At 65.3% G+C, this 23,320-nt stretch carries 26 protein-coding genes and 1 tRNA gene; 21 read left to right on the top strand and 6 right to left on the bottom strand.

What is annotated here, in order from left to right; all coding sequences use genetic code 11:
• Positions 1-40 precede the first annotated feature (40 nt).
• The 8 genes from GV044_RS06220 to GV044_RS06185 all read left to right on the top strand — a co-directional run bounded on the left by GV044_RS06220 (position 41) and on the right by GV044_RS06185 (position 6,670).
• A complete protein-coding gene (locus GV044_RS06220; protein ID WP_236554747.1) occupies positions 41-3,229 on the top strand; it encodes a YdbH domain-containing protein in 3,189 nt (1,062 codons plus the stop codon).
• Between the two features lie 110 nt (positions 3,230-3,339).
• Positions 3,340-3,495: a YnbE family lipoprotein gene (locus GV044_RS06215; protein ID WP_236554745.1), complete on the top strand. Its 156-nt coding sequence runs from the start codon at positions 3,340-3,342 to the stop codon at positions 3,493-3,495.
• Positions 3,495-3,896 carry a YdbL family protein gene (locus tag GV044_RS06210; protein WP_236554743.1) on the top strand — a complete coding sequence of 134 codons (402 nt, stop codon included), beginning with the start codon at positions 3,495-3,497 and terminating at the stop codon, positions 3,894-3,896. Before GV044_RS06215 ends, GV044_RS06210 begins: the two co-directional genes overlap by 1 nt.
• 139 nt (positions 3,897-4,035) lie before the next feature.
• Positions 4,036-4,359, top strand: coding sequence for an AtpZ/AtpI family protein (locus GV044_RS06205; protein WP_159866892.1), 324 nt, complete (start codon positions 4,036-4,038; stop codon positions 4,357-4,359).
• Positions 4,360-4,433: 74 nt separating this feature from the next.
• The gene (locus tag GV044_RS06200) at positions 4,434-5,222 is read left to right on the top strand and encodes a F0F1 ATP synthase subunit A (RefSeq protein ID WP_159866889.1); all 789 of its coding nucleotides are present in this window, start codon (positions 4,434-4,436) and stop codon (positions 5,220-5,222) included.
• A 44-nt stretch (positions 5,223-5,266) separates the two neighbouring features.
• On the top strand, positions 5,267-5,491 hold the full coding sequence (locus tag GV044_RS06195) for a F0F1 ATP synthase subunit C (RefSeq protein WP_058735464.1): 225 nt from the start codon (positions 5,267-5,269) through the stop codon (positions 5,489-5,491).
• 101 nt (positions 5,492-5,592) lie between these two features.
• Positions 5,593-6,087, top strand: coding sequence for an ATPase (locus tag GV044_RS06190; RefSeq protein WP_159866886.1), 495 nt, complete (start codon positions 5,593-5,595; stop codon positions 6,085-6,087).
• Positions 6,080-6,670 carry a hypothetical protein gene (locus tag GV044_RS06185; RefSeq protein ID WP_371741577.1) on the top strand — a complete coding sequence of 197 codons (591 nt, stop codon included), beginning with the start codon at positions 6,080-6,082 and terminating at the stop codon, positions 6,668-6,670. Before GV044_RS06190 ends, GV044_RS06185 begins: the two co-directional genes overlap by 8 nt.
• Positions 6,671-6,926: 256 nt before the next feature.
• Here the strand turns inward: GV044_RS06185 and gloB are convergent, their stop codons facing one another.
• From gloB to aroA, 4 genes are all read right to left on the bottom strand, one after another.
• Positions 6,927-7,685, bottom strand: a complete 759-nt coding sequence (gloB, locus tag GV044_RS06180) for a hydroxyacylglutathione hydrolase (RefSeq protein WP_159866883.1) — start codon at positions 7,683-7,685, stop codon at positions 6,927-6,929.
• A gap of 250 nt (positions 7,686-7,935) precedes the next feature.
• Positions 7,936-9,666, bottom strand: coding sequence for a 30S ribosomal protein S1 (gene rpsA, locus GV044_RS06175; RefSeq protein WP_159866880.1), 1,731 nt, complete (start codon positions 9,664-9,666; stop codon positions 7,936-7,938).
• Between the two features lie 251 nt (positions 9,667-9,917).
• Positions 9,918-10,532, bottom strand: coding sequence for a d(CMP) kinase (locus GV044_RS06170; RefSeq protein WP_159866877.1), 615 nt, complete (start codon positions 10,530-10,532; stop codon positions 9,918-9,920).
• The gene (gene aroA, locus GV044_RS06165) at positions 10,529-11,863 is read right to left on the bottom strand and encodes a 3-phosphoshikimate 1-carboxyvinyltransferase (protein ID WP_159870974.1); all 1,335 of its coding nucleotides are present in this window, start codon (positions 11,861-11,863) and stop codon (positions 10,529-10,531) included. The genes GV044_RS06170 and aroA overlap by 4 nt, the downstream gene beginning before the upstream one ends.
• A 222-nt stretch (positions 11,864-12,085) precedes the next feature.
• On the opposite strand from aroA, the gene GV044_RS06160 reads away from it, so the two are divergent.
• The 12 genes from GV044_RS06160 to GV044_RS06105 all read left to right on the top strand — a co-directional run bounded on the left by GV044_RS06160 (position 12,086) and on the right by GV044_RS06105 (position 20,263).
• Positions 12,086-12,406: a TIGR02300 family protein gene (locus tag GV044_RS06160; RefSeq protein ID WP_159866874.1), complete on the top strand. Its 321-nt coding sequence runs from the start codon at positions 12,086-12,088 to the stop codon at positions 12,404-12,406.
• A gap of 143 nt (positions 12,407-12,549) precedes the next feature.
• A tRNA-Ala gene (locus GV044_RS06155) sits at positions 12,550-12,625 on the top strand.
• 270 nt (positions 12,626-12,895) lie between these two features.
• Positions 12,896-14,332 carry a signal recognition particle protein gene (gene ffh / locus GV044_RS06150; protein ID WP_159866871.1) on the top strand — a complete coding sequence of 479 codons (1,437 nt, stop codon included), beginning with the start codon at positions 12,896-12,898 and terminating at the stop codon, positions 14,330-14,332.
• 30 nt (positions 14,333-14,362) lie between these two features.
• Positions 14,363-14,833, top strand: a complete 471-nt coding sequence (gene rpsP / locus GV044_RS06145; RefSeq protein ID WP_159866868.1) for a 30S ribosomal protein S16 — start codon at positions 14,363-14,365, stop codon at positions 14,831-14,833.
• 8 nt (positions 14,834-14,841) lie between these two features.
• Positions 14,842-15,348: a ribosome maturation factor RimM gene (rimM, locus tag GV044_RS06140; RefSeq protein ID WP_159870971.1), complete on the top strand. Its 507-nt coding sequence runs from the start codon at positions 14,842-14,844 to the stop codon at positions 15,346-15,348.
• Positions 15,349-15,470: 122 nt separating this feature from the next.
• Positions 15,471-15,746: a hypothetical protein gene (locus GV044_RS06135; protein WP_159866865.1), complete on the top strand. Its 276-nt coding sequence runs from the start codon at positions 15,471-15,473 to the stop codon at positions 15,744-15,746.
• A complete protein-coding gene (locus GV044_RS06130; RefSeq protein WP_159866862.1) occupies positions 15,743-16,126 on the top strand; it encodes a type II toxin-antitoxin system VapC family toxin in 384 nt (127 codons plus the stop codon). Before GV044_RS06135 ends, GV044_RS06130 begins: the two co-directional genes overlap by 4 nt.
• A gap of 7 nt (positions 16,127-16,133) precedes the next feature.
• Positions 16,134-16,880, top strand: coding sequence for a tRNA (guanosine(37)-N1)-methyltransferase TrmD (gene trmD, locus GV044_RS06125; protein WP_159866859.1), 747 nt, complete (start codon positions 16,134-16,136; stop codon positions 16,878-16,880).
• The gene (rplS, locus tag GV044_RS06120) at positions 16,877-17,248 is read left to right on the top strand and encodes a 50S ribosomal protein L19 (RefSeq protein WP_159866856.1); all 372 of its coding nucleotides are present in this window, start codon (positions 16,877-16,879) and stop codon (positions 17,246-17,248) included. The genes trmD and rplS overlap by 4 nt, the downstream gene beginning before the upstream one ends.
• Before the next feature lie 335 nt (positions 17,249-17,583).
• On the top strand, positions 17,584-17,856 hold the full coding sequence (locus tag GV044_RS06115) for an HU family DNA-binding protein (protein WP_159866853.1): 273 nt from the start codon (positions 17,584-17,586) through the stop codon (positions 17,854-17,856).
• Between the two features lie 389 nt (positions 17,857-18,245).
• The gene (locus tag GV044_RS06110) at positions 18,246-19,244 is read left to right on the top strand and encodes a thiamine pyrophosphate-dependent dehydrogenase E1 component subunit alpha (protein WP_159866850.1); all 999 of its coding nucleotides are present in this window, start codon (positions 18,246-18,248) and stop codon (positions 19,242-19,244) included.
• Positions 19,241-20,263, top strand: a complete 1,023-nt coding sequence (locus GV044_RS06105) for an alpha-ketoacid dehydrogenase subunit beta (protein WP_159866847.1) — start codon at positions 19,241-19,243, stop codon at positions 20,261-20,263. Before GV044_RS06110 ends, GV044_RS06105 begins: the two co-directional genes overlap by 4 nt.
• A gap of 239 nt (positions 20,264-20,502) precedes the next feature.
• Here GV044_RS06105 and GV044_RS06100 read toward each other — a convergent pair whose 3' ends face one another.
• Together GV044_RS06100 and GV044_RS06095 are read right to left on the bottom strand one after the other, a co-directional pair.
• A complete protein-coding gene (locus GV044_RS06100; protein WP_159866844.1) occupies positions 20,503-21,420 on the bottom strand; it encodes an acyl-CoA dehydrogenase family protein in 918 nt (305 codons plus the stop codon).
• Entirely contained in the window at positions 21,420-22,577 is a 1,158-nt protein-coding gene (locus tag GV044_RS06095) for an acyl-CoA dehydrogenase family protein (protein WP_159866841.1), read from the bottom strand. Before GV044_RS06095 ends, GV044_RS06100 begins: the two co-directional genes overlap by 1 nt.
• A gap of 217 nt (positions 22,578-22,794) precedes the next feature.
• On the opposite strand from GV044_RS06095, the gene GV044_RS06090 reads away from it, so the two are divergent.
• Entirely contained in the window at positions 22,795-23,109 is a 315-nt protein-coding gene (locus tag GV044_RS06090) for a non-heme iron oxygenase ferredoxin subunit (protein ID WP_159866838.1), read from the top strand.
• Positions 23,110-23,320: the final 211 nt, after the last annotated feature.

Raw genomic sequence — 23,320 nt, 5'->3', positions numbered from 1 at the left:
CATTGCCTTTCAAGATTCGCCAGCGCAAGTGATGCTACCGATGGTGCAGCACGACGAACAGCCGGCAGACGATAGCGCCTTGCGCCCGGCCCGTCGCGGGTGGCGCGTCGCTGCTGCGTGCCTGGTCGCAGTGCTCGTGCTGGCGCTGGCCTACGTATGGGTCACGCGCAAGTCGATCGCGGACAACTATATCGCTGCGCAGCTTGAGCAGATGGACCTGCCTGCGACCTACGAAGTCGCCGCGATCGGCCCGGACGAGCAGGTCATTCGCAACCTGGTCGTCGGCCCGAAAGAGCGGCCCGACCTGACCGTGGCGGAAGTGCATGTCAGGACGCGCCTGCGATTTGGCTTCCCTGGCATCGGACGCATCACGCTGGTGCGTCCAAGGCTCTACGGTCGTGTGCATGGCGGCAAGCCCAGCTTCGGCAGCCTCGACAAAGTGCTGTTCACCGGCAGCAAGGCGCCGTTCCGCCTGCCCGATCTCGACCTTGGCATCCAGGACGGCCGCGCGCTGATCCGTACTGATTTCGGTCCGGTCGGGATCAAGGTTGACGGCAAGGGCCAGCTGCGCGGTGGCTTTGACGGCGAACTGGCGGCGATCGCTCCACGCCTTGATGTCGCGGGCTGCGCGGTGGAGAAGGCGAGCATCTATGGCCGGCTGACTGTCGCGTCCGAGCGGCCGCGCTTTGTCGGCCCGCTGCGGCTGGCGCGTGCTTCCTGTCCGCAGCGGGGCGGAAGGCTGGAACGGACGGCAATGGCGACCGACATCACGTTCGACCGTGCGCTGGACGGTGGCGAGGGTAAGTTGCAGCTCGTGACCGGCGCCGGGGCGTTGCCGCAAGGCGCGCAAGGCGCTTTGAACGGCGAGGCGACCTTCACCTATCGCGCACATGCACTCAACACCCGCTTCGAGTTGGAGGCGCGTCGCCTCGCCGCCGCGCAAGCGAGGGCCGAGCGCCTTGCCGTGAGCGGCCGGCTGCGTTCGGCTCAGGACTTCGCCAACATTCAGGTCGAAGGTGACGTGAAGGGATCGGGGCTATCAGGCGGTCCCATGCTCGATCGCGCGCTGGCGCGAGCGCAAGCAAGTGCTGAGGGCACGCTGGTCGCGCCGCTGCTAGCCCGGATGCGCGGCGCCTTTGCGCGCGAGACCCGCGCCAGCACGCTCGAAGGTGCCTTCCTGGCCCGCCGCGGTTCGGAAGGGATCTCTGTCGTCGTGCCGCGCGCAGCGTTGCAGGGAACCAGCGGGCAGTCGCTACTGGCAGTTTCGCGGGTTCAGGTGCTCGCCCGCGCGCAGGGCCTGCCGCGGATCAGCGGCAACTTCGTCACCGGCGGGGATGGTCTGCCGCGCATTGGCGGGCGCATGGAGCGCGCGAACGACGGCAGCCTGGTCTTGCGTGCGCAGATGCCCGAGTACCGCGCAGGCGACGCCAGCCTGGCGATGCCACAAATGGCCGTGGTCCAGGCGCGCTCGGGTGCGATCGGCTTCACCGGAAGTATCCTCGCGAGCGGAGCGCTGCCGGGTGGCAGCGCGCGCAACCTGCTGGTGCCGGTGGACGGCCGTTGGAACGACGACACGATCGAACTCTGGCGCTCATGCGCCGAGGTGCGCTTCGACGAACTGGCGCTGGCCTCGCTGTCGATCGATCGGCGGCAGCTGACGCTTTGCCCCGCGCGGGGCCGGCCGATGCTGCGCCTGGCCGATGGTCGTCTGAGCATCGCCGGCGGCTTGGCGTCGCTCGACCTTGCCGGGCGGCTGGGCGCCACACCGATTCGCCTGGCGAGCGGCCCCGTCGGTTTTGCCTATCCCGGCGTTATCACCGCGCGCGGCATCGACGTGCTGCTCGGGCCCGCGGCCACTGCCTCGCACTTCCGCATCGCCAATCTGAACGCCCGCGCTGGGCGCGATATCGCCGGCACTTTCGACGGCTCGGACGTGTCGCTCTACGCCGTGCCGCTCGATTTGCATGAGGTGCGCGGCGCCTGGCGCTATGCCGGCGGCGTGCTGTCGCTGGGCCAGGGATCGTTCCGCCTGGAGGATCGCGAGCAAGTCGACCGGTTCCAGCCGGTGATCGCCCGCGATGCCACGCTGACTCTCAGGAACAACGTCATCGATGCCGTTGCGCTCATGCGTGAACCGGCGAGCGACCGCGCGGTGGTGCTCGCGACTATCCGCCACGACCTGTCACGCGGCAGCGGACATGCAGACCTGGCCGTCCAAGACATTACCTTCGATGAGAAGGTGCAGCCGGAAACGCTGACCCGGCTCGCGCTCGGCGTCGTCGCCAACACCCGCGGCACGGTGCGCGGGAGCGGTCGGATCGACTGGGATGCCGCAGGCGTCACCAGCACCGGCAGCTTTACCACCGACAAGCTCGACTTTGCCGCCGCGTTCGGCCCGGTGCAGGGTGTGGCCGGTACGATCCGCTTCACCGACCTGCTCGGCCTCGTCACCGCGCCCGACCAGCAGCTGCGCGTCGCCTCGATCAACCCTGGCATCGAGGTCAACGACGGCGTGATCACCTATGCCTTGCAGCCCGGCCTGGTCATCGCGGTGAACGGCGGTACCTGGCCCTTCGTCGGCGGCACCCTGCGCCTGCTGCCGACGCGCATGGCGGTGGGCACCGACGCGGTGCAGAACTACACGCTGGAGGTGACCGGCGCCGACGCTGCGCTGTTCGTGCAGCGGCTCGAGCTTGCGAATCTCAACGCCACCGGCACGTTCGACGGCACGCTTCCCTTGATCTTCGACCAGAACGGCGGCCGCATCGAAGGGGGGCTGCTCAAATCCCGCCCCCCGGGTGGTAACGTGTCTTACGTGGGCGAGCTGACGTACAAGGACCTGTCGACGATGGCGAACTTCGCCTTCGATACTCTCCGATCGCTCGACTACCGGCAGATGAGCATCGGCATGAACGGCGCCCTAGAAGGTGAGATCGTCACGCGCCTCAGCTTCTCGGGCGTGACCCAAGGGCAGGGGGCTTCGAAGAACTTTCTCACCCGCCGCATCGCCAAGCTGCCAATCCAATTTAACGTGAACCTACGCGCTCCGTTCTTCCAGCTCGTGACCTCGTTCAAGTCGCTGTACGATCCTGCCTTCGTCCGCGATCCGCGCACGCTCGGCCTGATCGACGCGAACGGGCGCGCGCTGCCTCACCCGAGCTTACCTCTGAAATCGGTTGATCCCACAAAACACTCCGTTCAGCCTGCCGCAAGCGAGACTATGCCATGACGTCCTCACGATTGACTGCCTTTGTCTCGCCTGCAACAAGCTTCGATATGCAGGCTAGCGAAGGAGCAGGCCGGTCGGGTCGGCGTAGACTTACCGCGCTGGCGATGTTGATGCTTGGGACGACGGGTCTCGCCGGGTGCATCTCAGTGAACGCACCCGACAAGCCGATCGTGATAGAGCTGAACATCAACATTAAGCAGGAGGTGATCTATCGCCTCGCCGAAGACGTGAAGCAGAACATCGAAGCCAACCCGGACATTTTCTGATGACCATGACTGCACGCACTCTGATCCGCTCCTGGACCCTCGCCGGGCCTGCCTTTGCGCTGGCGCTGGCGGGCGTGGCCGCGCCGGCCTGGGCCGACCGGGATCCCGCCTACGCTGCGGCACGCGCTTCGGGGCAGGTGGGCGAAAAGACTGATGGCTATCTCGGCGTTATCGGCGGTGGCGGCGACGTCCGGGCACTTGCCGACAAGATCAACATCCAGCGCCGCGCCAACTATACCGAGCGTGCGGCCTCGCAGAACGCCACGGTCGAGGAGTACGCCTTCACGCAAGGCTGCGTCCTGATCCAGCGCACCGCGGCGGGAGAGAAGTACCAGGCGCCCGACGGCAGCTGGCAGACCCGCGGCGCTGGCGCACCGCAGAGAGATCCGCGTTGTCCCTGAGGTGAGCCTCTCCGGGCATAAGGCCGTGCAACATAACCGCACCGGTTGACACGAAATTGCCCCCACCCTAAGGCGCCGATGCCTACGGCGGGCAGGCCGTCGAGCGTGTCGCAAGTTCCTGCGCTAAATGGGGGCTGACGTGAACGACGAACCTGACGCACGAGACCCTTCGGGCGAGGATGCGCGTCTCGACGCGCTCGATGAGCGGCTCCGCGCCGCACGCGAGCAGGAAGAGCAGCGCACCAAGCCGGTGGCGGGCGGGGAGGCCGATGCGAACTATCGCGCCGGCAACCGCGTCCTCGCCGACTTGCTCGGGGGTATCGTGGGCGGCGCGTTTCTGGGGTGGGTTGTTCAGCAATTCATCCCCGCCACGCGCCCCTGGGGTCTGTTGGTGATGTTGTTCCTCGGAATCTTCGTCGCCTTCAGGAACATCATCCGGATGTCCAACCGGCGCCCTGACTGATCCTTCGGCTTCAAGCCGTAGGGACCATGAAGGGGCGCTGGTCGCGCATGTAGAGACAGGTAAAGAGGGCAGACGTGGCAGCCGAGGCGGGCAAAGTCGATCCGATGCACCAGTTCACCATCGAGCCGTTGTTCGGCACCGATGGCTGGCAGATCGCGGGCTACCATATTCCGTTTACCAACTCCGCGCTGTGGATGGCGCTGGCGTCCTTGCTGATGCTGGTGTTCGTCGCCGGTGGCATGAAGCGTCAGCTCGTGCCCGGCCGCTGGCAGATGGCGGTGGAAAGCTTCACCGGCTTCATCGACGGGCTGCTCGCGGCCAACGTCGGTCCCGCAGGCAAGAAGTACGTGCCCTACATGTTCACGCTGTTCATGTTCATCCTGTTCGCGAACTTCCTGGGCCTGCTGCCGCTCGGCGTCGTTGGCCTGCACGCCTTCACCTTCACAAGCCACTTCTCGGCCACGGGCGTCCTCGCGGTCGTGACCTTCGCGATCGTCATCATCGTCGGCTTCGCCAAGCACGGCTTCCACTTCTTCTCGCTGTTCGTGCCGCACGGCACTCCGGTGGTCATGATCCCGCTGATCTTCTGCGTGGAGCTGATCTCGTTCCTGGTGCGCCCGTTCAGCCTCGGCCTGCGACTGTTCGTCGCCATGATGGCCGGCCACGTGCTGCTCGAAGTGCTCTCCAGCTTCGTGATCAGCACCGGCAACGCCAACATCGGCCTGTTCGCCATCGCCGGACTGCCCAGCTTCGTCCTGATGGTCGGAATCTGCGCGCTCGAGCTGCTCGTCGCCGGTATCCAGGCCTACGTCTTCGCGCTTCTCACCTGCGTCTATTTGAACGACGCCGAGAACCTGCACTGATCATCCTTTCCACGACCACTGATTTACCAAAGGGAGTTTTCAAAATGGACGCAGATGCTGCAAAGCTGCTCGGAGCCGGTCTCGCTGCAATCGGTTGCGGTCTCGCATCGATCGGCGTGGGCTCGGTTTTCGCCAAGTTCCTCGAAGGCGCGCTGCGCAACCCCGGTGCTGCCGACGCGCAGCAGGGCCGCCTGTTCATCGGCTTCGCCGGTGCCGAGCTTCTGGGCCTGCTCTCGTTCGTCGTTGCCGCGCTGCTGATATTCGCCTGATCGCACGCTGCCGTTGAGGTCGGAGCGTCCTCGCGGCGCTTCCGGCCATCGCGGCACTTACGATAGTCATTGAGACGCAGATCAGGGAACGGGGCTGACGAATGCCACAGATCGCACAGCTGGGCGAGTTCTACGCCAGTCAGATCTTCTGGCTGGTCGTGTTCTTCGGCCTTGCCTTTTTCATCGTCGGGCGCGGCATGGTGCCCAAGGTGATGGACACCGTTGCGCACCGCGACAAGCAGATCTCGGACGATTTCGCGGCGGCCGAACAGGCCCGTCGCGAAGCCGACGTCCAGGAAGAGGCCTGGCGTGCGCGTGACAACGCGCGCCGCGCCGAAGCGCAAGGCGTGATTGCCGACGCACGCTCCAAGGCGGCTCTCGCCACCGAAGGGCGGTTGGCGGAGACCCAGCGCGGACTCGACGCCAAGATCGCCGCAGCGGAGGCGCGCATCGCCGAAGCACTCGCCTCTGCCAGCGCCGAGATCGAGAACGTCGCCACCGACGCTGCGCGTGACGTGGTGGCCCGGGTTGCTGGTATAACCGTCGATGACGGCGCCGCCCGCTCGGTCGTGAAGGAGAAGCTCGCTCATGGCTGATGCACCGCTCTCCGAAGCTCAGGACGTCTCCGGACTTCCCGGCGACGCGCCCGATGCTGGCGCCCATGCCGTAACCCACGCCGGCACGGAGCATGCCGAGCCGATGTTGCTGGGCGTTGCCCCGCCGGTGGCCATCGTCAGCACCTCCATGATCGTGCTGATCCTGATCGCGTTGTGGAAGGGTGTGCCCAAGCTGGTCACCTCCGGCCTCGATGCGAAGATCGCCGACATCAAGAGCCAGCTCGAACAGGCCAAGTCGCTCCGCGCTGAAGCCGAGGCACTCCGTCAGGAGTACGCCGACAAGATCGCCAATGCCGAAAAGGATGCGGCATCGGTGATCGAGCATGCACGCCACGAAGCCGAAGCGATCGTCGCCAAGGCAGAGGCCGACACCACCGAGGTGATCGCCCGTCGTGAGAAGATGGCGCAGGACAAGATCGGCGCTGCCGAGCGTTCCGCGGTCGCCGACTTGCGCACCAAGGCTGCGCGCGCGGCGGCCGAGGCGGCGAAAGGCCTCATCCGCAACAACTACTCCGCCGACGCCGACCGCGCGCTGGTGGACCAGTCCATCGGCGCGATTTGATCGCTTCGGTCCAAGGCTGAGCTTACAGACCCCCGCCATCGTGCGGGGGTTTTCGTTTGCGGCGCTCGGGGGCTGATGTGAAGGAGCCGGTGGCCGTCACCTGGGCGCTTCGGCAATCCAGTATGGCGACGTGGTTATGTGCCACACGATCATCAGCTGCGCGGCGCGAATTACGGGGATTACTGGCGAGCCGAGCGCGGGAAGGCTTATCGCCAATCTGTCTGCTCGCTCATGCGCGGTGCGCTAGTAAGCTTTTCTAAAACGTGTCCTTTGCAGCCCTGAGCGCAGCAAAGGTCGCGATCGCATCTCCGCCGCCCCAGCGTGTTTGTAGCATAAGATCGTCGGCTCGCAGGAACGGGTTTGCGGCTAATTCGCGGTCCAACTTGGTCGGGACCGTCGGCTGGTCCTTGGCTCGGCGAGTGGCGATCTCTTCGGCGTAGGCAGCGAGTTCGCGGTTGTCGGGATCGGCGTGTAGCGCGAAGCGAGCGTTTGAGGCGGTGTACTCGTGCGCGCAGTAGAGCATGGTTTGCGGCGGGAGGGCCTTGAGGCGCAAGAGACTGGCCCAGAACTGCGGTGCAGTGCCTTCGAACATTCGGCCGCAGCCTAGCGCAAAGAGAGCATCACCTACGAAAGCCATGCCTGCTTCCGGGACATGGTAGGCGACGTGCCCTTTGGTGTGGCCGCCGACATCGATCATCTGCGCCGAGTAGCCGCCCAGGCTCACCACATCGCCATGCTTCACCATGCGATCGATCGCCTCGATCTTCGAGGCATCGACTTCGGGTGCAACGACGACGCAGCCAGTCGCGGCCTTGATCGCGGCATTGCCGCCGGCGTGATCGGGATGCCAATGCGTGTTCCAGATCTGCGTGATCTGCCAGCCTCTTCCGGCGGCCTCGCGCAAGTAGGCGTCGGCATCCGGCGTGTCGATGCAGGCTGTTTCCAGGCTCACCGGATCGTGGAGCAGGAAGCCATAGTTGTCGGACAGGCAGGGGAACTGGTGCACTTCGAGCATGGGCGGTCTCCTCGCGCTACCATCTACGGCGTGCTCCGAGCATGTCACCCCTTCTTCGACACGAACGGAGGTCAAGAAAAAGCCCGCCGCGGCTGAGTGCCGGGCGGGCTTTTCTGTTCGGTGCTTGGCTCAGCCGCCATGGGGTTTGCACCCCATGACGTCGGACGGGTTCTTCGACCCGCCGGCCGAGCTTCGCCTGATCGGCGGCTAGGCTACCGTTTGCTGCGCAAACGTCGCCTAATAGCCTGGCTCAGCTACGACCCTTGAGCGCTTCGCCCAGGATGTCGCCGAGCGACGCACCCGAGTCGGACGAACCGTACTGCTCCACCGCTTCCTTCTCTTCGGCGAGCTGACGCGCCTTGACCGAGAAGTTGGGCTTCTTGGAGCGGTCGAAGCCGATGACCATCGCATCGAGCTTCTGGCCGACCTGGAAACGATCGGGACGCTGCTCGTCGCGATCGCGACCGAGGTCCGAGCGCTTGATGAAGCCGGTGGCGCCATCGTCGCCAGCCTGCACTTCGAGGCCGCCGTCGCGAACTTCGAGCACGGTGACGGTGGTGACTTCACCACGGCGCAGACCGCCGGCACCCGCGCCGCCGGCTGCTGCCGTCGCGCCGCCGCCCGCAGCCGGAGCACCACGCTCAAGCTGCTTCATGCCGAGGCTGATGCGCTCCTTCTCGATGTCGACGTCGAGAACGATGGCCGAGACCTGCTCGCCCTTGCGGTGCAGAGCCAGCGCGTCCTCGCCCGAGATGCCCCACGCGATGTCGGACATGTGGACCATGCCATCGACGTCGCCGTCCAAGCCGATGAACAGGCCGAACTCGGTGGCGTTCTTGACTTCGCCCTCGACCTGGCTGCCGACCGGGTGGTTAGCCGCGAAGTCTTCCCAGGGATTGCCGATGGCCTGCTTGAGGCCAAGGCTGATGCGGCGCTTCTCGGAGTCGACCTCGAGCACGACCACGTCGACTTCCTGCGAGGTCGAGACGATCTTGCCGGGATGGACGTTCTTCTTGGTCCAGGACATTTCCGAAACGTGGACCAGACCCTCGATCCCGGCTTCCAGCTCCACGAAGGCGCCGTATTCGGTGATGTTGGTGACGGTGCCGTGCAGCTTGGCGCCAACGGGGTACTTGACTGCTGCGCCTTCCCAAGGATCGCTTTCCAGCTGCTTCATGCCGAGGCTGATGCGCTGGGTTTCCGAGTTGATGCGGATGATCTGCACCTTCACGGTGTCACCGATGTTGATGACCTCGCTCGGGTGGTTGACGCGCTTGTAGCTCATGTCGGTGACATGGAGCAGGCCATCGATGCCGCCGAGGTCGACGAACGCACCGTAGTCGGTGATGTTCTTGACCACGCCCTCGATCACCTGACCTTCGGTCAGCTTGTCGATCAGCTCGCTGCGCTGCTCGGCGCGGGTCTCTTCCAGAACGGCGCGACGCGACACGACGATGTTGCCGCGGCGGCGATCCATCTTGAGGATCTGGAACGGCTGCGGGATGTCCATCAGCGGGCCGACGTCGCGGACCGGGCGGATATCGACCTGCGAGCCGGGCAGGAACGCCACGGCGCCGTCGAGGTCAACGGTGAAGCCGCCCTTGACGCGGCCGAAGATCACGCCGTCGACGCGCTTGCCTTCGCCGAACTCGCTCTCGAGCTTGTCCCATGCGGCTTCGCGGCGAGCGCGGTCGCGCGACAGCATCGCTTCGCCGTCGGCATTCTCGACGCGGTCCACATAGACTTCGACTTCGTCGCCGACCTTCAGGCCGTGCTCGCCGTTTTCACCGCGCGCGAACTCGCGCAGCGGCACGCGGCCTTCGCTCTTGAGACCGACGTCGATGACAGCCTTGTCGTTCTCGATCGCGGTGATGGTGCCCTTGACGACGCGACCTTCGAAGCCTTCTTCGCCGGCGCCGCCGAGCTGCTCGTCGAGCATTTTCGCGAAATCATCGCGAGTGGGATTTGCCATAGTGGCCATAAATGAGTTGTCTCTCTCGAGTTTGGTATTCCGGCCAGGCGGTTGTTTCCGCCGGTCTTTCCTCCGCCTTCCGCACCATTGCGTAAGCGGGCCAAAAAGGGCCGAACTGCCGCGGCGGCCGGATACCGTTCGCGGCGCCTGGCGAGGTTTGCGCCCCGCTAGACCGGCGGCCCTTATGCCTGTGGGTCGCGAAAAGCAAGGAGATTGGGGGGCTGGGCGCTAGCATCCTCTCCCCAGCGGGGCGAGGAGGATCAGCGTCCTTGTACCAGGGCGATCGCTGCGGCGACCGCTTCGTCGCGGTCGAGGTCGGACGTATCCAGCACCACGGCATTGGCCGCCGCGACCAGCGGCGCATCCTTGCGCTGCGTGTCGCGCGCATCCCGCGCCGCAAGATCGGCGGCGATGTCGTCGAGCGATACATCGCGGCCTTGTGCCTGCATCTCCAGGTAGCGCCGGCGCGCACGCGCTTCGACGCTGGCGGTGACGAACAGCTTCACGTCGGCGTCAGGGGCGATGACAGTGCCGATGTCACGGCCGTCGAGCACGGCGCCGCCAGCTTGCAGCGCGAAGCTGCGCTGGCGGTCGAACAGGGCCTGGCGGACGGACGGGTGGATCGAGACGCGGCTCGCCAGCCCACCGCTCGCTTCGGAGCGCAATTCGGGATCGTCCAGCAGTGCATCGGGGAAGCTTGTCGCCGCCAGAGCGTCGCCGCCGTCGTCCGGATTGCCGTCATCCAGGAAGCATTGCCGGCCGACCGCACGATAGAGCAGGCCCGTGTCGAGGTGTGGCAGGCCGAAGTGCACCGAGAGGGCCTTGGCGATGGTGCCCTTGCCCGACGCGGTCGGGCCATCGACGGCGATGATCATGCGCGCGCTTCGCTGATCGCCGCGCCGTCGAGCAACCCTTCGAACGTGGGAAAGCTGGTGGCGATCGGGCGAGTATCATCGATCTCGACACCGCTGCGGCTGACGAGCCCGGCGACGGCCATGCTCATGGCGATGCGATGGTCGAGGTGGGTTGCGACGGGGTGGTTTGATCCGCCACGCAGCAGCTCGCCGCCAGTGCCTTCGATCACCAGGCCATCCTCGCGTTCCTCTACGCGAGCGCCGGCAGCCGAAAGGGCGGTGGCCATGACGGCGAGCCGGTCGGATTCCTTAACCCGCAGTTCGTCGAGCCCGCTGGTCGTCGTGCGGCCCTGCGCCATTGCGGCCGCGACAAACAGGATCGGGAATTCGTCGATCATGCTGGGTGCGACCGACGGGTCGACCTCGATACCGCGCAACGCCGAGTGACGCACGAGCAAGTCGGCGACCGGCTCGCCACCGACTTCGCGGCGGTTAACTTCCTCGATGCTGCCGCCCATCTGGCGCAGCACGTCGAACAGCGCGGCGCGAGTGGGATTGAGGCCGACGTTCTCGATCGTCAGGTCGGAGCCCTCGACCAGCAGCGCGGCCACCACGAAGAATGCGGCCGAGGAGGGGTCGCCCGGTACGTCGATCACCTGCGGGCGCAGTTCCGCCTCGCCGCGCACAGTGATCACGCGCGCGCCGTCATCGTCCACTTCGACGTTCAGGTCCGCGCCGAAGCCTCGCAGCATGCGCTCGGAATGATCGCGCGTCGGCACCGGCTCGACCACCGTGGTGATCCCGGGCGTGTTGAGGCCGGCCAGCAGCACCGCGCTCTTCACCTGGGCGGAGGCGACCGGGAGGCGGTAGCGGATCGGCACCGCGGGCGATGCGCCACGCAGGATCAGCGGCAGGCGGCCGCCGACAGTGGAGGTGACATCGGCGCCCATGAGTGAGAGCGGCTCGATCACGCGCCCCATCGGACGTTTCGACAAGCTGCCGTCGCCGACAAACGTCGCCTGGATCGGATGACTGGCGATGAGCCCCATCAGCAGCCGCGTCGAAGTGCCCGAGTTGCCCATGTCGAGCGCCTGCTCGGGCTGGAGCAGCGCACCGACGCCGACGCCGTTGACCCGCCACTCGCCGGATCCGGTCCGCTCGACATGCGCGCCCATCGCCCGCATAGCGGCCGCCGTCGCCAGGACGTCCTCGCCTTCGAGCAGGCCGGTGATGCGGCTCTCGCCCACCGCGAGCGAGGAGAGCATGATCGCGCGGTGGCTGATCGACTTGTCGCCCGGCACGCGCACGCGGCCCCGCAGCGCTCCGTTGGGCAGGAAGCGCCGAGGACGCATGCCAGTCATGCTGTGGGCGGCAGAGGAGTGGGCGGTCACAGGTCGCTCTTTCGTGGCAAGCTGGATGGCAGGTGAGCGGCGGGCTTTTGACAGGGGGCACCGGCTATGGCAAGGCGCGCGCCCTGATGCGGTCAGCGCTGCTTGATTTCGCAGCGGGGCCAACCCATCAAGTACAAGATTTTCAGCGCGGGCCTTCCTGGACCCGCCAGACGAGGAATTTTCATGGTCAACCCGGAATGGGGCGCCAAGCACGGCTGCCCGAAGTGCGGCACGCGGTTCTACGACCTCGGCAAGGATGACCCCGTCACCTGCATCGAGTGCGGCAACCAGTGGAACCCTGAGCCTGTGCTCAAGTCCAAGCAGCCCGTGCAGTTCGAGGAAGTGCAGAAGAAGGAAGTCGTCGAGGAGGAGGATTCCGATCTCGCCGAGGAGGATCTGGACATCGACGAGGACGGCGATTCGCCGGACAACGATGTGGACCTTGGCGGCGACGACGATCTCGGCATCCCGGGCGCAGAGACCGAGGACGAGCACGATACGTGATCACTTCGGGAGCGGTCGCCTTGGCTGACCGCTCCTGAAATTTCCCCCTTGCCAACCTTGGGAACCGCTCTTAGAGGGGCGGCCTCCCGGGGCTGGACCTCGGGGCGGATCGGCCTCCCAGGGTTGGTCTGGTCGAATGGAACGGGGCCGTAGCTCAGCTGGGAGAGCGCTACAATGGCATTGTAGAGGTCAGGGGTTCGATCCCCCTCGGCTCCACCATTCTTTCGGTATGGCGATATTTGGTCCATGCCGGGCTGCGAACGGCAGCCTCCTGCGCTTCCGGTGCTCACGACCATGAAGGTCGCTCCGCTCCGGTTCTCGGAAGGCCACCATTCTCGCTCCGGCCTGAACCAAATCTCACCATACCTTCGCGGCGCTTTTTTGGGCTGTGAGGGGGTGACTATTTAGACGCTGGCTGACGAGGTTTCGTCCGCCGGCGTTTTTGGCGTTTCGCGGGTTTTCGCTCGCGGCAACTGGAGTGGACTGCTCATGTTCGACAGCCTGTCCGATCGTCTCGGTGGTGTGTTCGACAAGCTGCGTGGGCGCGGTGCGCTCAAGGAGCAGGACGTTCGCGATGCCATGCGCGAGGTGCGAATCGCGCTTCTCGAAGCCGACGTGGCGCTGCCGGTGGTGCGACGCTTCGTCGACCAGGTCACCGAGAAGGCCGTAGGCCAGGACGTGCTGCGCTCGGTCACGCCGGGCCAGCAGGTCATCAAGATCGTCAACGATGCCCTGATCGAGACGCTGGGCGGCGAGACCACGCCCGAGCTCGACCTGAACGCCAGCCCGCCGGTCGTCATCATGATGGTCGGCCTGCAGGGCTCGGGCAAGACCACCAGCACCGCCAAGATCGCCAAGCTCCTAAAGGAGAAGCACGGCAAGAAGGCGATGATGGCATCGCTGGACGTCAATCGTCCGGCGGCGCAGGAGCAGCTGAAGGTGCTCGGCGAGCAAGTCGGCGTTGCCACCCTGCCCATCATCGCCGGGCAGCAGCCCACCGAGATCGCCACTCGCGCGCTGCAGTCGGCCAAGCTGCAGGCTATCGACGTGCTGCTGCTCGACACCGCTGGCCGCCTCCACGTCGACCAGCAGTTGATGGACGAGATGAAGGCGGTTTCCGCCATCTCGACCCCGCGCGAAGTGCTGCTGGTGGTCGACTCGCTGACCGGCCAGGACGCGGTCAACGTCGCGCAGTCGTTCGCTGGGCAGGTTGACCTCACCGGCGTCGTGCTGACACGGATGGACGGCGATGCGCGCGGCGGTGCGGCGCTGTCGATGCGTGCCGTTACCGGCAAGCCGATCAAGTTTGCGGGCACGGGCGAGAAGCTCGACGCGATCGAGGTGTTCCAGCCCGCCCGGGTCGCCAACCGGATCCTCGGCATGGGTGACATCGTCAGCCTCGTCGAGAAGGCGGCCGAGACGGTCAAGCTGGAGGACGCCGAAGCGCTCGCCAAGCGCATGGAGCAGGGCAAGTTCGACATGAACGACCTGCGCATGCAGCTGAAGCAGATGCAGAACATGGGCGGCTTGGGCGCGCTCGCGGGCATGATGCCGGGCATGAAGAAGGCCAAGGCGGCGATGGCAGCCTCGGGCATGGACGAGCGCGTGCTGCTGCGCATGGACGCGATCATCGGCTCGATGACGATCAAGGAGCGTGTCAACCCGGCGCTGCTCAACGCCAAGCGCAAGATCCGCGTCGCCAAGGGCTCGGGCACACAAGTCCAGGACGTGAACAAGCTGCTCAAGATGCACCAGGAAATGGGCAAGGCGATGAAGCAGATCAAAAAGATGGGCGGCCTGAAGGGCCTGGCCGCGATGTTCGGCAAGGGCGGCCTTGAGGGCGCGATGCCCGGCCTCGGCAATGCGCTCGGCGGAATGGGTGGCGGCGTCGGCAGCCTGCCCGACATGAGCAAATTCAAGAAGTAAGCATCAGAATCTAGAAGGAAGGTTGAAGCAATGTCCGTAGCAATCCGTCTCTCGCGCGGTGGCGCCAAGAAGCGTCCGTACTACCGTATCGTCGTCACCAACTCGCGTTCGCCCCGCGATGGTAAGTACCTTGAGCAGCTGGGTACCTACAACCCGGTGCTCGCCAAGGATGACGAGAACCGCGTGAAGCTGGTCGAGGACCGCGTGCGCTACTGGCTGGGCGTCGGCGCGCAGCCGACCGACCGTGTTGCTCGCCTGCTCGACAAGGCTGGCATCAAGGAGCGTCCCGCTTCCAACAACCCGAACAAGGCCGAGCCCGGCAAGAAGGCCAAGGAGCGCGCCGAAGACAAGGCTGCCAAGGCCGCCGAGGCTGAAGAAGCCGCAGCCGCCGCTGCTGCCGCCGCACAGGCTCCCTCGGCCGAAGCTCCGGCTGAAGGCGCCGAGAACCCGGGCGCAGAAGAGCCCCGTGTGGAGAGCAGCGAGGCTCCCGCTGAGGGCTGATCTTGGCTCTGTCGCCTGACCGTCCCGTTACCCTTGCCGCCGTGTCCGGCGCGCACGGGATAACGGGCGAGGTGCGCCTCAAGCTGTTCGGAGAAGGCGTGGCGGCGCTCAAGCGCTACCGCGCCTTCAACGATGGCGGCCTGACGCTCGCGAAGCTGAAGGACGACGGCAAGGGCGGCGCGATCGCCCGCTTCGCCGAAGTGACCGACCGCAATACGGCGGAGAAGCTGCGTGGGACGGCGCTGACCGTACCGCGCTCGCAGATGCCCGACCCGGACGAGGGCGAGTACTATCACGCCGACCTCATCGGCTTGCCGGCGATCTCGATGGAAGGGCAGGCGCTGGGCACCTGCATCGCCGTCGAGAACTACGGCGCCGGCGACGTGCTCGAGATCGAGCGTCCGCCGGACGAGAGTGGCAAACGTAAGCGCTTCATGGTGCCGATGAATGCGGCCGCCGTACCCGACTGGGATGGGCAACGGCTGGTCATCGCAGCTGCTTTCGCCGAGGATTGATCCGTCATCAGGGCCGATGTGCGATGTGGTCTATCGATCCATAGCGATCAGACGACCTTGCACTAGACACGTTGCCACGCGGGCAGTGGATGTATATACTTGCTGTATATACGGAGGTCGGCATGGGTCAGGAATACACCGCCAAAAGCTTCAAGTCCGGGAATTCGGTCGCGATCCGTATTCCGGCGGCGTTGGGCGTTGAGCCTGACTGCGAATGGCTCGTCGAACAAGTTGATGGCGAACTGCATTTGCGCAGGAAGCCGGCTGCTAAGCGCAAGATCGATGTTAGCGGATTTGCGGGCAAGGCGCCGGGCATCCGCCTGGCACCGCGCGAAGACTTCGAAGAGCGCCCAAGTACGATCGCAGCAAAGAAGCAGCAGATCGCTGATCCCGGATGAGCCATGCGCGCTATCTGATCGACGCCAATTCCGCCGTGTACGCGATGGACGTCGGGTATGATGGTCTTGTGTCGCGCATCGCCGACTGTGAGGAGGGCGAGATCGCGATGTCGGTGATCAGCTATGCCGAAGTGGCGTATGGCACGTACGTCGGAAAGCCACCTCCACCTGAGATACTAGAAGCGTTCGTGGCGCAAATTCCGCTTCTCCCTTTCGACGAGGCGGCTGCCCGTGCTTACGCCCGCCTGCCGTTCAAACGCGCGCGCTTCGATCGGTTGCTCGCTGCACACGCGCTGAGTATCGGCGCGATCGTCGTTACCAACAACGAGAGCGACTTCGCCGACGTGCCCGGTCTGCTCGTCGAGAATTGGACCGTCTGAGCAAGCCATGACCTTCGTAGCCACCGTCCTCACGCTCTATCCCGAGATGTTCCCCGGCCCGCTCGGCTTCTCGCTCGCGGGCAGGGCGCTGGCGGAGGGCAAGTGGTCGCTCAACCCCGTGCACATTCGTGATTTCGCGAGCGACAAGCACCGCACCGTCGATGACACACCCGCGGGTGGGGGCGCCGGTATGGTGCTCAAGGCCGACGTGCTGGCGGCCGCCATCGACCACGCCCGTTCGCTAAGCCCCGCGGCTCCCGTCATCGCCATGACGCCGCGCGGAACGCCGATCACGCAGGCACGCGTGCGGGAACTGGCGCAAGGGCCGGGCGTCACGGTGCTGTGTGGCCGGTTTGAGGGCTTCGATGAGCGTATCTTCGAGGGGCGCCAAGTGGAGGAGGTCTCCGTCGGCGACATCGTCCTTTCTGGCGGCGAACCTGCGGCGCTGATGCTGCTGGATGCTTGCATTCGGCTGCTTCCCGGCGTAATGGGCGCGCCTTCCAGCGGGGCCGAGGAGTCGTTCGAGGACGGCCTGCTCGAATACCCGCACTATACCCGACCAGTCGAATGGGAGGGGCGCACGATCCCGCAAGTGCTGCGATCGGGGGATCATGCGAAGATCGCGGCCTGGCGAAAGCAACAGGCTGAGATCGACACACGGTCACGCAGGCCGGACCTTTGGGAGCGTCACAATGGCGTTCGGGTTCAGTCTGCCTCTGGCGCGCAGCGAACAGACGAAGGACCAGGCAAGTGAACCTGATTCAGCAGATTGAAGCCGAGGAAATCGCCAAGGCTGCGAAAGAGATCCCCACGTTCCGTCCGGGCGACACCGTCCGCGTCGGCGTGAAGGTCGTCGAAGGCACCCGTACCCGCGTCCAGAACTTCGAAGGCGTGTGCATCGCGCGTTCGAACCGCGGCATGGGTTCCAACTTCACCGTGCGCAAGATGAGCTTCGGCGAAGGCGTGGAGCGCGTGTTCCCGCTCTACTCGCCCAACCTCGACGCGATCACCGTCGTCCGCAAGGGCGTGGTGCGTCGCGCCAAGCTGTATTACCTGCGCGGCCGCACCGGTAAGCGCGCTCGCATCGCCGAGCGTCGCGACGTCCGGAACGAGGAAGCCTGAGGCACCCTCAAGCCGGCGCGTTTGGACTGACAAGGGAAGGGGCGGGTACTCGCGTGCCGGCCCCTTTCACTTGAGTCTCCGACCGAGTTCCATCTGCCCGCAATGCTGCGATGCCGGCGTGGGATGTTCCCGCGTCGCGATGGCGCGTCGCTGCGATGCACAATCGCCATCCGTCGCGAAAACGTCGAGAAAACGCGCCAAACCGCCAATCTGGGGAGGCATTTGCCTTTGACACCGGTCAGGAAAGACGCTCAATTCCCGACCCATTCGCAAGACGAATCCAAGTTTCTCACCACCACGAGCGGTTTCCACTGAAAGGCTAGGGGGTTCCCATAATGAACAAGAACGATCTCATCAGCGCTGTCGCCACCACCAGCGGCTTGACGCGCAACGACGCCGTGAAGGCCGTCGAAGGCGTGTTCGACGCAATCTCCGAAGCTCTGAAGAAGGGCGACGAAGTGCGCCTGGTCGGTTTCGGCACGTTTTCGGTTGCCAAGCGCAAGGCGTCGACCGGCCGCAATCCGCGCACCGGCGAGGCCATGGAGATCAAGGCTTCGAGCCAGCCCAAGTTTAAGGCCGGCAAGGGCCTGAAGGACTCGGTCAACTGATCGAGCCGGTCTGAGTGAAGGGCGCGGGCACTCCCCCGCCACGAACAGGACCATGATAGAGATAGTGCGCCGCATCTGCCCCCGTGCAGATGCGGCGTTTCTCGTTTCCGGAGCGATGGTCGAGCGTCATCGCGCTGATGCGAATCGATGCGTACCCGAGCCGGGTCTCCAGGCGCTCGCCTCCCAATGCAGCGAGGCACGCTTGCTTGCCTCAACGCCATCTGCCTCGTGTCGCTGGGCGCTATGCCCGCACAATCGCCCCGACCACCGAACCGCACCGGCGATGGCTGCGCAACCGCCGCCCTTGCCCTTGCAGCGTCACGCGCTACAGCTAATGAACACGAGTGTTTACCACCGCTCTAGAGACGGAGGCCATCGAGAGAGGGACCATGAGCCAGACGCTGACCAACAGGGCATCGCCCGATGCCGCCACGCAGCTCGACATCTATCGCCGGATGATCCGTATCGAGCGTAATGACGACGCCACGCGCACGCAGATCCGCCGTGGCCGGATCACCGCGCCGTATTACTCGGCACGCGGGCAGGAGTGCATTCCTTCGGCGATCTCCACGCTGCTGAACGATGACGACAAGATCTGCACGATCTACCGCGGCATCCACGACATGGTCGCCAAGAACATGCCGCTGCGCCCGCTCTGGGCCGAGATCTGCGGCCGCGTCGACGGCACGTGCAAGGGCAAGGGCGGCCCGATGCACCTGACCCACCCGGAGACGGGTGTGATGGTCACCACCGGGATCGTCGGCTCGTCGATGCCGATCGCCAATGGCTTTGGCTGGGCGGCGCTGCTGGATGGCACCAAGCAGGTCACGGTCGCCTACTTTGGTGATGGCGCCAGCAACATCGGTGCCTTCCACGAGGCGCTGAACCTGGCATCGGTGTGGAAGCTGCCGGTGATCTTCGTCTGCCAGAACAACGGCTTTGCCGAGCACACCCGCTATGAGAACGGGACTTCGGTCGACCTGATCTCCAAGCGCGCGATCGGTTACGGCATGCCCGGCTACACCGTCGACGGCAACGATCCGATCGACGTCTATGCCCACGCTCACGCTGCCATCGAGCGCGCCCGCGCGGGCCAGGGCCCGACCTTGCTCGAATGCAAGACCTTCCGCTTCATGGGCCACGTCTTCGGCGACGCCGACGGTTACATGACCAAGGAAGAGAAAGCCGCTGCGATGGAGGCCGATCCGCTGCCACGCTTCCGCCAGAAGCTGATCGACGATGGTGTCGCCTCGGCCGAGGAACTGGACAAGCTGACGGCCGAGATCGAGGCCGAGGTCAACGACGCCATCGAGTTCGCGATGGCTTGTGAGTACCCGTCGGACGACGAACTGCGTCGCGACGTCTTCGCCGAGGAGATTCCGGCATGAGCACCGACACTCTGGAAGCACCCGCCGTCGAAACGGTGAAGATGAACGGCATGCAGGCCATCAACGCCGCGCTGATGGAGGCGATGGAAGCCGATCCCAAGGTCCTGGTGCTCGGCGAGGACATCGCCGACCGTGAGGGCGGCGGTGTCATCGGCGTCACGCGCGGCCTCTCGACGAAGTTCGGCGACATGCGCGTGCGGTCCACGCCGATCGCCGAGCAGGCGATCATGGGCGCGGCGATCGGCGCGGCGATGGCGGGCTACAAGCCCGTAGCCGAAATCATGCTGATGAACTTCACGACCGTGGCGATGGACATGATCGTGAACCACGCAGCCAAGCTGCGCTTCATGTCGGGCGGCCAGAGCCAGGTACCGCTGGTGATCCGCACCCTGACCGGCGCGGGCAACCAGACCGCCGGCCAGCATGCCGACTTCTACGAGGCGTGGTTCTGCCACACCGCCGGCATCAAGGTGGTGATCCCCTGGACACCCGCAGACTTCAAGGGGCTCTACCTTTCGGCGATCCAGGATCCCGATCCGGTCATCATCGTCGAGAGCGGCAAGACGCTGTTCGTGCCGATGGACACGCCGGTCAACCAGGGGCCGATCCCGATCGGCAAGGCCAACGTGGTGATGCCCGGCACTGACCTGACCATCGTTTCCTACGGGCAGATGATGTTCACCGTGATGCAGGCGGTCGAGGAACTCGGCAAGGCGGGCGTTTCGGTTGAAGTGGTCGATCTGCGCACGATTTCGCCGTGGGACAAGGAAACCGTCCTCGCTTCGGCGGAGAAGACCGGTCGCCTGCTGGTGGTCCACGAAGCCGGCCGCAACTTCGGTCCTGGTGCAGAGATCGCGGCAACGGTTCAGGAGTCTCTGTTCGGCAAGCTCAAGTCGCCTGTGGGCCGCCTTGGTGCGCCGTACTGCTCGGTGCCGTTTGCCAAGAAGCTCGAGGACGCCTTCCTTGTGCAGCCTCCTGAGATCGTCGCCGAGGCAAAGCGCCTCGTCGCGATCGGCTGAAGTCTTTTTGAGCTATAGCTTGAGGGAGGGCTCGCGGTAGCGCGGGTCCTCCTTTGATTGTCAGTGCACCAGGATCGAATGCATCGGCAGCTGGGATGCTTAGATAGGCTTAGCATAGACGGTGTTGGTCAGCGGTGTGGGAACAGCGCTAACCCTCGAGCTGTAAGCATCGCTGTAGCCAACATTCACACCGACATCGACGCGTGAGCCCGCTGCTAGCCGCCAGCTGCCCTCCGCCTTCAGCCCCAGAGTGCATCCGCCGCGGCCAGCGCGTTCGCCCCGCGGCCGCCGAGCTCGGCGGTGAGCAGCTTCAGCCGGTACGTCCACAAGTGTAGTGGATGCTCCAGCGTCATGCCCATTCCGCCCAGAAATTGGTGATAGTCGTAGGTCACCCGCTTGGCGGCTTCCTGCGCATGGAGCGCGGCCAGGGCCGCATCGGCATGCGACCCCGTCGCGGCCGCCCGGATCGCCAGCCAGTACACGCCGTTGGTCACGACCTGGTCCTCGGCCAGACGATGGCGGATAGCCTGGAAGGTCGCGAGCGGACGGCCGAACTGCTTACGTTCCGACACGTAGGTCACCACGCTTTGCAGTGCCGCGCTCAGCAAGCCCGCGGCCTCGGCGGCGATCGCCACGCGCCACGCCCGGGTAATCTCTGCCGCATCGACATCGTGGGTAATCAGCGTCGTGGGCAAGCCCGTGAGGAAGGCGACCGGATAGGCGTAGAGCGTGTCCTGCTGCGGCGCCCGGATCAGATCCGCGCTCGCCGTGAAACTACGCACGCTGGACGGTCCGATGACGACGACGGTGGCTCCGTCGGCCAGGAAGCGCACGGGTTTGCGCAGCTGTCCTTCCTCGATCAGGCAAAGCGGCCGCGGCAGTTCGGGATCGATGAGCGGGCGTACCAGGGCAGATGCGGCCGCTTCCACGGCGAACGGCAGGCGGGCCAGCTTCTCCACCACCAAGGCCGCGGTTGCCGGCCCAAGCTCTTCCTCCGCCATGACGTCGAGGAAAGCGCCCTCGACCAGTTCCGCATCGAGCGATTCACTGGTCAGCGCCAGCGAGTGGTCGTGCATCGGCACGGACGCATAAGGCTTGGTGAGACCATCCAGGAACCCGAGGATTTGGCTCTGGTCTTCGCTGAGCGAGAGTTGCATCAACGCGGCTCCCTGGGCAGTTCGAGCACGTCGCTCGCGATGATGTTGAGCTGGATCTCCGCCGCGCCGGAGGCGACGCCCGCGACGATCCCGCGCTGGTGGTGCATCTTGAGATAGGGCGATGAGCCGGCAAGCGCCTCCGGCACGAACTCGACCACGAATTCGCACACAGCACGTTCGCACATGACGGTGGCGAAGCGGGCGGAGCTTGATTCAGGCCCGACGCCGAGGCCGTCGACGCGCTTCTGGACGATGGCGTAGTTCGCGGTCGCGGCCGCCTCGCACAAGCTGGCGCACCGCGCGGCTTCGATCCGCACCGCCTCGCGTGAGAAGTCGCCCGCGTCCTTGAGCATGGCCACGGCGCGATCGAGCGCGGCGCGCGCCAGGGTGAAGCGCGGTATGCCGAGGCGCTCGTTGCGCAGCGAGTAGGCGATGATCTCCCATGCTTGGCCCTCTTCGCCGAAGCGGGCGCCCTCGGGCACGGTCACGTCATCGAAGAACACCTCGTGGATGTCACCTTCGCCGATGAGCGACGGGATTTGCCGCACGGTGATGCCCGGCGTGTCCATCGGCACCAGCAGGATGGTGATGCCCTTCTTGCGATCGTCGCTGGTGCGGGTGAGCAGGAAGCAGGTGTCGGCAAGGCCGGCGTAGGAGGTCCAGATCTTCTGGCCGTTGATGACGTAGTTGGCGCCGGACTCACTCGGCGTGAGCGTCGCGCGGGTACGCAGCGAAGCAAGGTCGGAGCCCGCGTCCGGCTCGGAGAAGCCTTGGCACCACAGCGACTTGCCTTCGGTGATCGGCTGCAGGTAGCGGTCCTGCTGCGCCTGCGTGCCGTACTTGACCAGCGTCGGGCCGATCCAGTTGACGTTCATGTACTGGCCGCCCCGCGGCTCGCCGGCGATCCACATCTCCTCGGCCAGGATCTGCTGTTCCCAGGGGCCGAGACCTTCGCCGCCCATCTCGACCGGCCAGTGCGGGAAGAGGAGGCCGACGTCCGCCAGCTTGGCGCAGAACTCGCGCGCAAAGGCCGTCAGCGCGGGCGAAGCGGGGCCATGCTCTGAAAACTTCTCCCAGTTATCGGGCAGGTTGGCAGCCAAAAAATCGCGCAGGGTCTGGCGAAATGCATCCTGCTCCTGCGTCCATTCGAAGTTCATGGCATCCCCGCTAGTGAACAGCCGTGTTGAACAGCTTGCGGCTTGCGTTAGCTAGAGTAACCCTGCTGGACAAGCGTTCAGCGGGCGGTTTGCGGCGGCGAGAGCCTGCCCCGGCAGGCATCGCGCGTGCGTCGCGCAGGTACACTCATGCCGTAGCGCTGGCCGTGGCGCGGCGATTGCGGCATGGGAAGAGCAGGTAAAGAGACAGAAAGAGACGATGACCGAGAAGACATTCGTTGCCGTGGCAAAGATCGACGAAGTGCCGGCCGGCGCCAAGAAGCTGGTCGAGGCCGGCGGCAACCAGATCCTGCTGTGCAACACCAAGGATCGCGTGTTCGCCGTGCGCAACTTGTGCAGCCATGCCTACGAGGCGCTCGACTGCGGCCGGCTGCGCAACGGCTGGATCTCATGCCCGGTCCACGGCGCCCGCTTCGATCTGGAGACGGGTATGCCGATGAACCCCCCGGCTTCGATGCCGATCGACACGTTCGAGGTGCGGGTGGTGGACGATACGATCGAAGTCGCGGTCTGAAGCGGCAAAGGCGGAAGACAACCAGCGCCTCGCTATCTCGTTCGTCACCCTGAACTTGTTTCAGGGTCCATCGTGCCGCCAAGCTCGAGGTCCTATCGGGTTGAACGGAGGCGTCCGATGGCGAAGCGACGCACCGGCCTACGTTGAGGCATGGACCCTGAAACAAGTTCAGGGTGACGGTGTATGCGGCGCTCATGCACGAAACGAGCAT

The sequence above is a fragment of the Novosphingobium sp. 9U genome, assembly GCF_902506425.1.
GTDB lineage: Bacteria > Pseudomonadota > Alphaproteobacteria > Sphingomonadales > Sphingomonadaceae > Novosphingobium.
Note: the sequence above shows the minus strand (reverse complement) of the source record. Positions and strands in the feature narration are given on the sequence as shown.

Excerpts from the sequence above, each read along its gene's own strand:
- GV044_RS06220 (WP_236554747.1), top strand. The coding sequence starts at position 41 with ATGGTGCAGCACGACGAACAGCCGGCAGACGATAGCGCCTTGCGCCCG.
- GV044_RS06215 (WP_236554745.1), top strand. The coding sequence starts at position 3,340 with ATGCTTGGGACGACGGGTCTCGCCGGGTGCATCTCAGTGAACGCACCC.
- GV044_RS06210 (WP_236554743.1), top strand. The coding sequence starts at position 3,495 with ATGACCATGACTGCACGCACTCTGATCCGCTCCTGGACCCTCGCCGGG.
- GV044_RS06195 (WP_058735464.1), top strand. The coding sequence starts at position 5,267 with ATGGACGCAGATGCTGCAAAGCTGCTCGGAGCCGGTCTCGCTGCAATC.
- GV044_RS06190 (WP_159866886.1), top strand. The coding sequence starts at position 5,593 with ATGCCACAGATCGCACAGCTGGGCGAGTTCTACGCCAGTCAGATCTTC.
- GV044_RS06185 (WP_371741577.1), top strand. The coding sequence starts at position 6,080 with ATGGCTGATGCACCGCTCTCCGAAGCTCAGGACGTCTCCGGACTTCCC.
- gloB (WP_159866883.1), bottom strand. The coding sequence starts at position 7,685 with ATGCTCGAAGTGCACCAGTTCCCCTGCCTGTCCGACAACTATGGCTTC.
- rpsA (WP_159866880.1), bottom strand. The coding sequence starts at position 9,666 with ATGGCCACTATGGCAAATCCCACTCGCGATGATTTCGCGAAAATGCTC.
- GV044_RS06170 (WP_159866877.1), bottom strand. The coding sequence starts at position 10,532 with ATGATCATCGCCGTCGATGGCCCGACCGCGTCGGGCAAGGGCACCATC.
- aroA (WP_159870974.1), bottom strand. The coding sequence starts at position 11,863 with ATGCGTCCTCGGCGCTTCCTGCCCAACGGAGCGCTGCGGGGCCGCGTG.
- GV044_RS06160 (WP_159866874.1), top strand. The coding sequence starts at position 12,086 with ATGGTCAACCCGGAATGGGGCGCCAAGCACGGCTGCCCGAAGTGCGGC.
- ffh (WP_159866871.1), top strand. The coding sequence starts at position 12,896 with ATGTTCGACAGCCTGTCCGATCGTCTCGGTGGTGTGTTCGACAAGCTG.
- rpsP (WP_159866868.1), top strand. The coding sequence starts at position 14,363 with ATGTCCGTAGCAATCCGTCTCTCGCGCGGTGGCGCCAAGAAGCGTCCG.
- GV044_RS06135 (WP_159866865.1), top strand. The coding sequence starts at position 15,471 with ATGGGTCAGGAATACACCGCCAAAAGCTTCAAGTCCGGGAATTCGGTC.
- GV044_RS06130 (WP_159866862.1), top strand. The coding sequence starts at position 15,743 with ATGAGCCATGCGCGCTATCTGATCGACGCCAATTCCGCCGTGTACGCG.
- trmD (WP_159866859.1), top strand. The coding sequence starts at position 16,134 with ATGACCTTCGTAGCCACCGTCCTCACGCTCTATCCCGAGATGTTCCCC.
- GV044_RS06115 (WP_159866853.1), top strand. The coding sequence starts at position 17,584 with ATGAACAAGAACGATCTCATCAGCGCTGTCGCCACCACCAGCGGCTTG.
- GV044_RS06110 (WP_159866850.1), top strand. The coding sequence starts at position 18,246 with ATGAGCCAGACGCTGACCAACAGGGCATCGCCCGATGCCGCCACGCAG.
- GV044_RS06105 (WP_159866847.1), top strand. The coding sequence starts at position 19,241 with ATGAGCACCGACACTCTGGAAGCACCCGCCGTCGAAACGGTGAAGATG.
- GV044_RS06100 (WP_159866844.1), bottom strand. The coding sequence starts at position 21,420 with ATGCAACTCTCGCTCAGCGAAGACCAGAGCCAAATCCTCGGGTTCCTG.
- GV044_RS06095 (WP_159866841.1), bottom strand. The coding sequence starts at position 22,577 with ATGAACTTCGAATGGACGCAGGAGCAGGATGCATTTCGCCAGACCCTG.
- GV044_RS06090 (WP_159866838.1), top strand. The coding sequence starts at position 22,795 with ATGACCGAGAAGACATTCGTTGCCGTGGCAAAGATCGACGAAGTGCCG.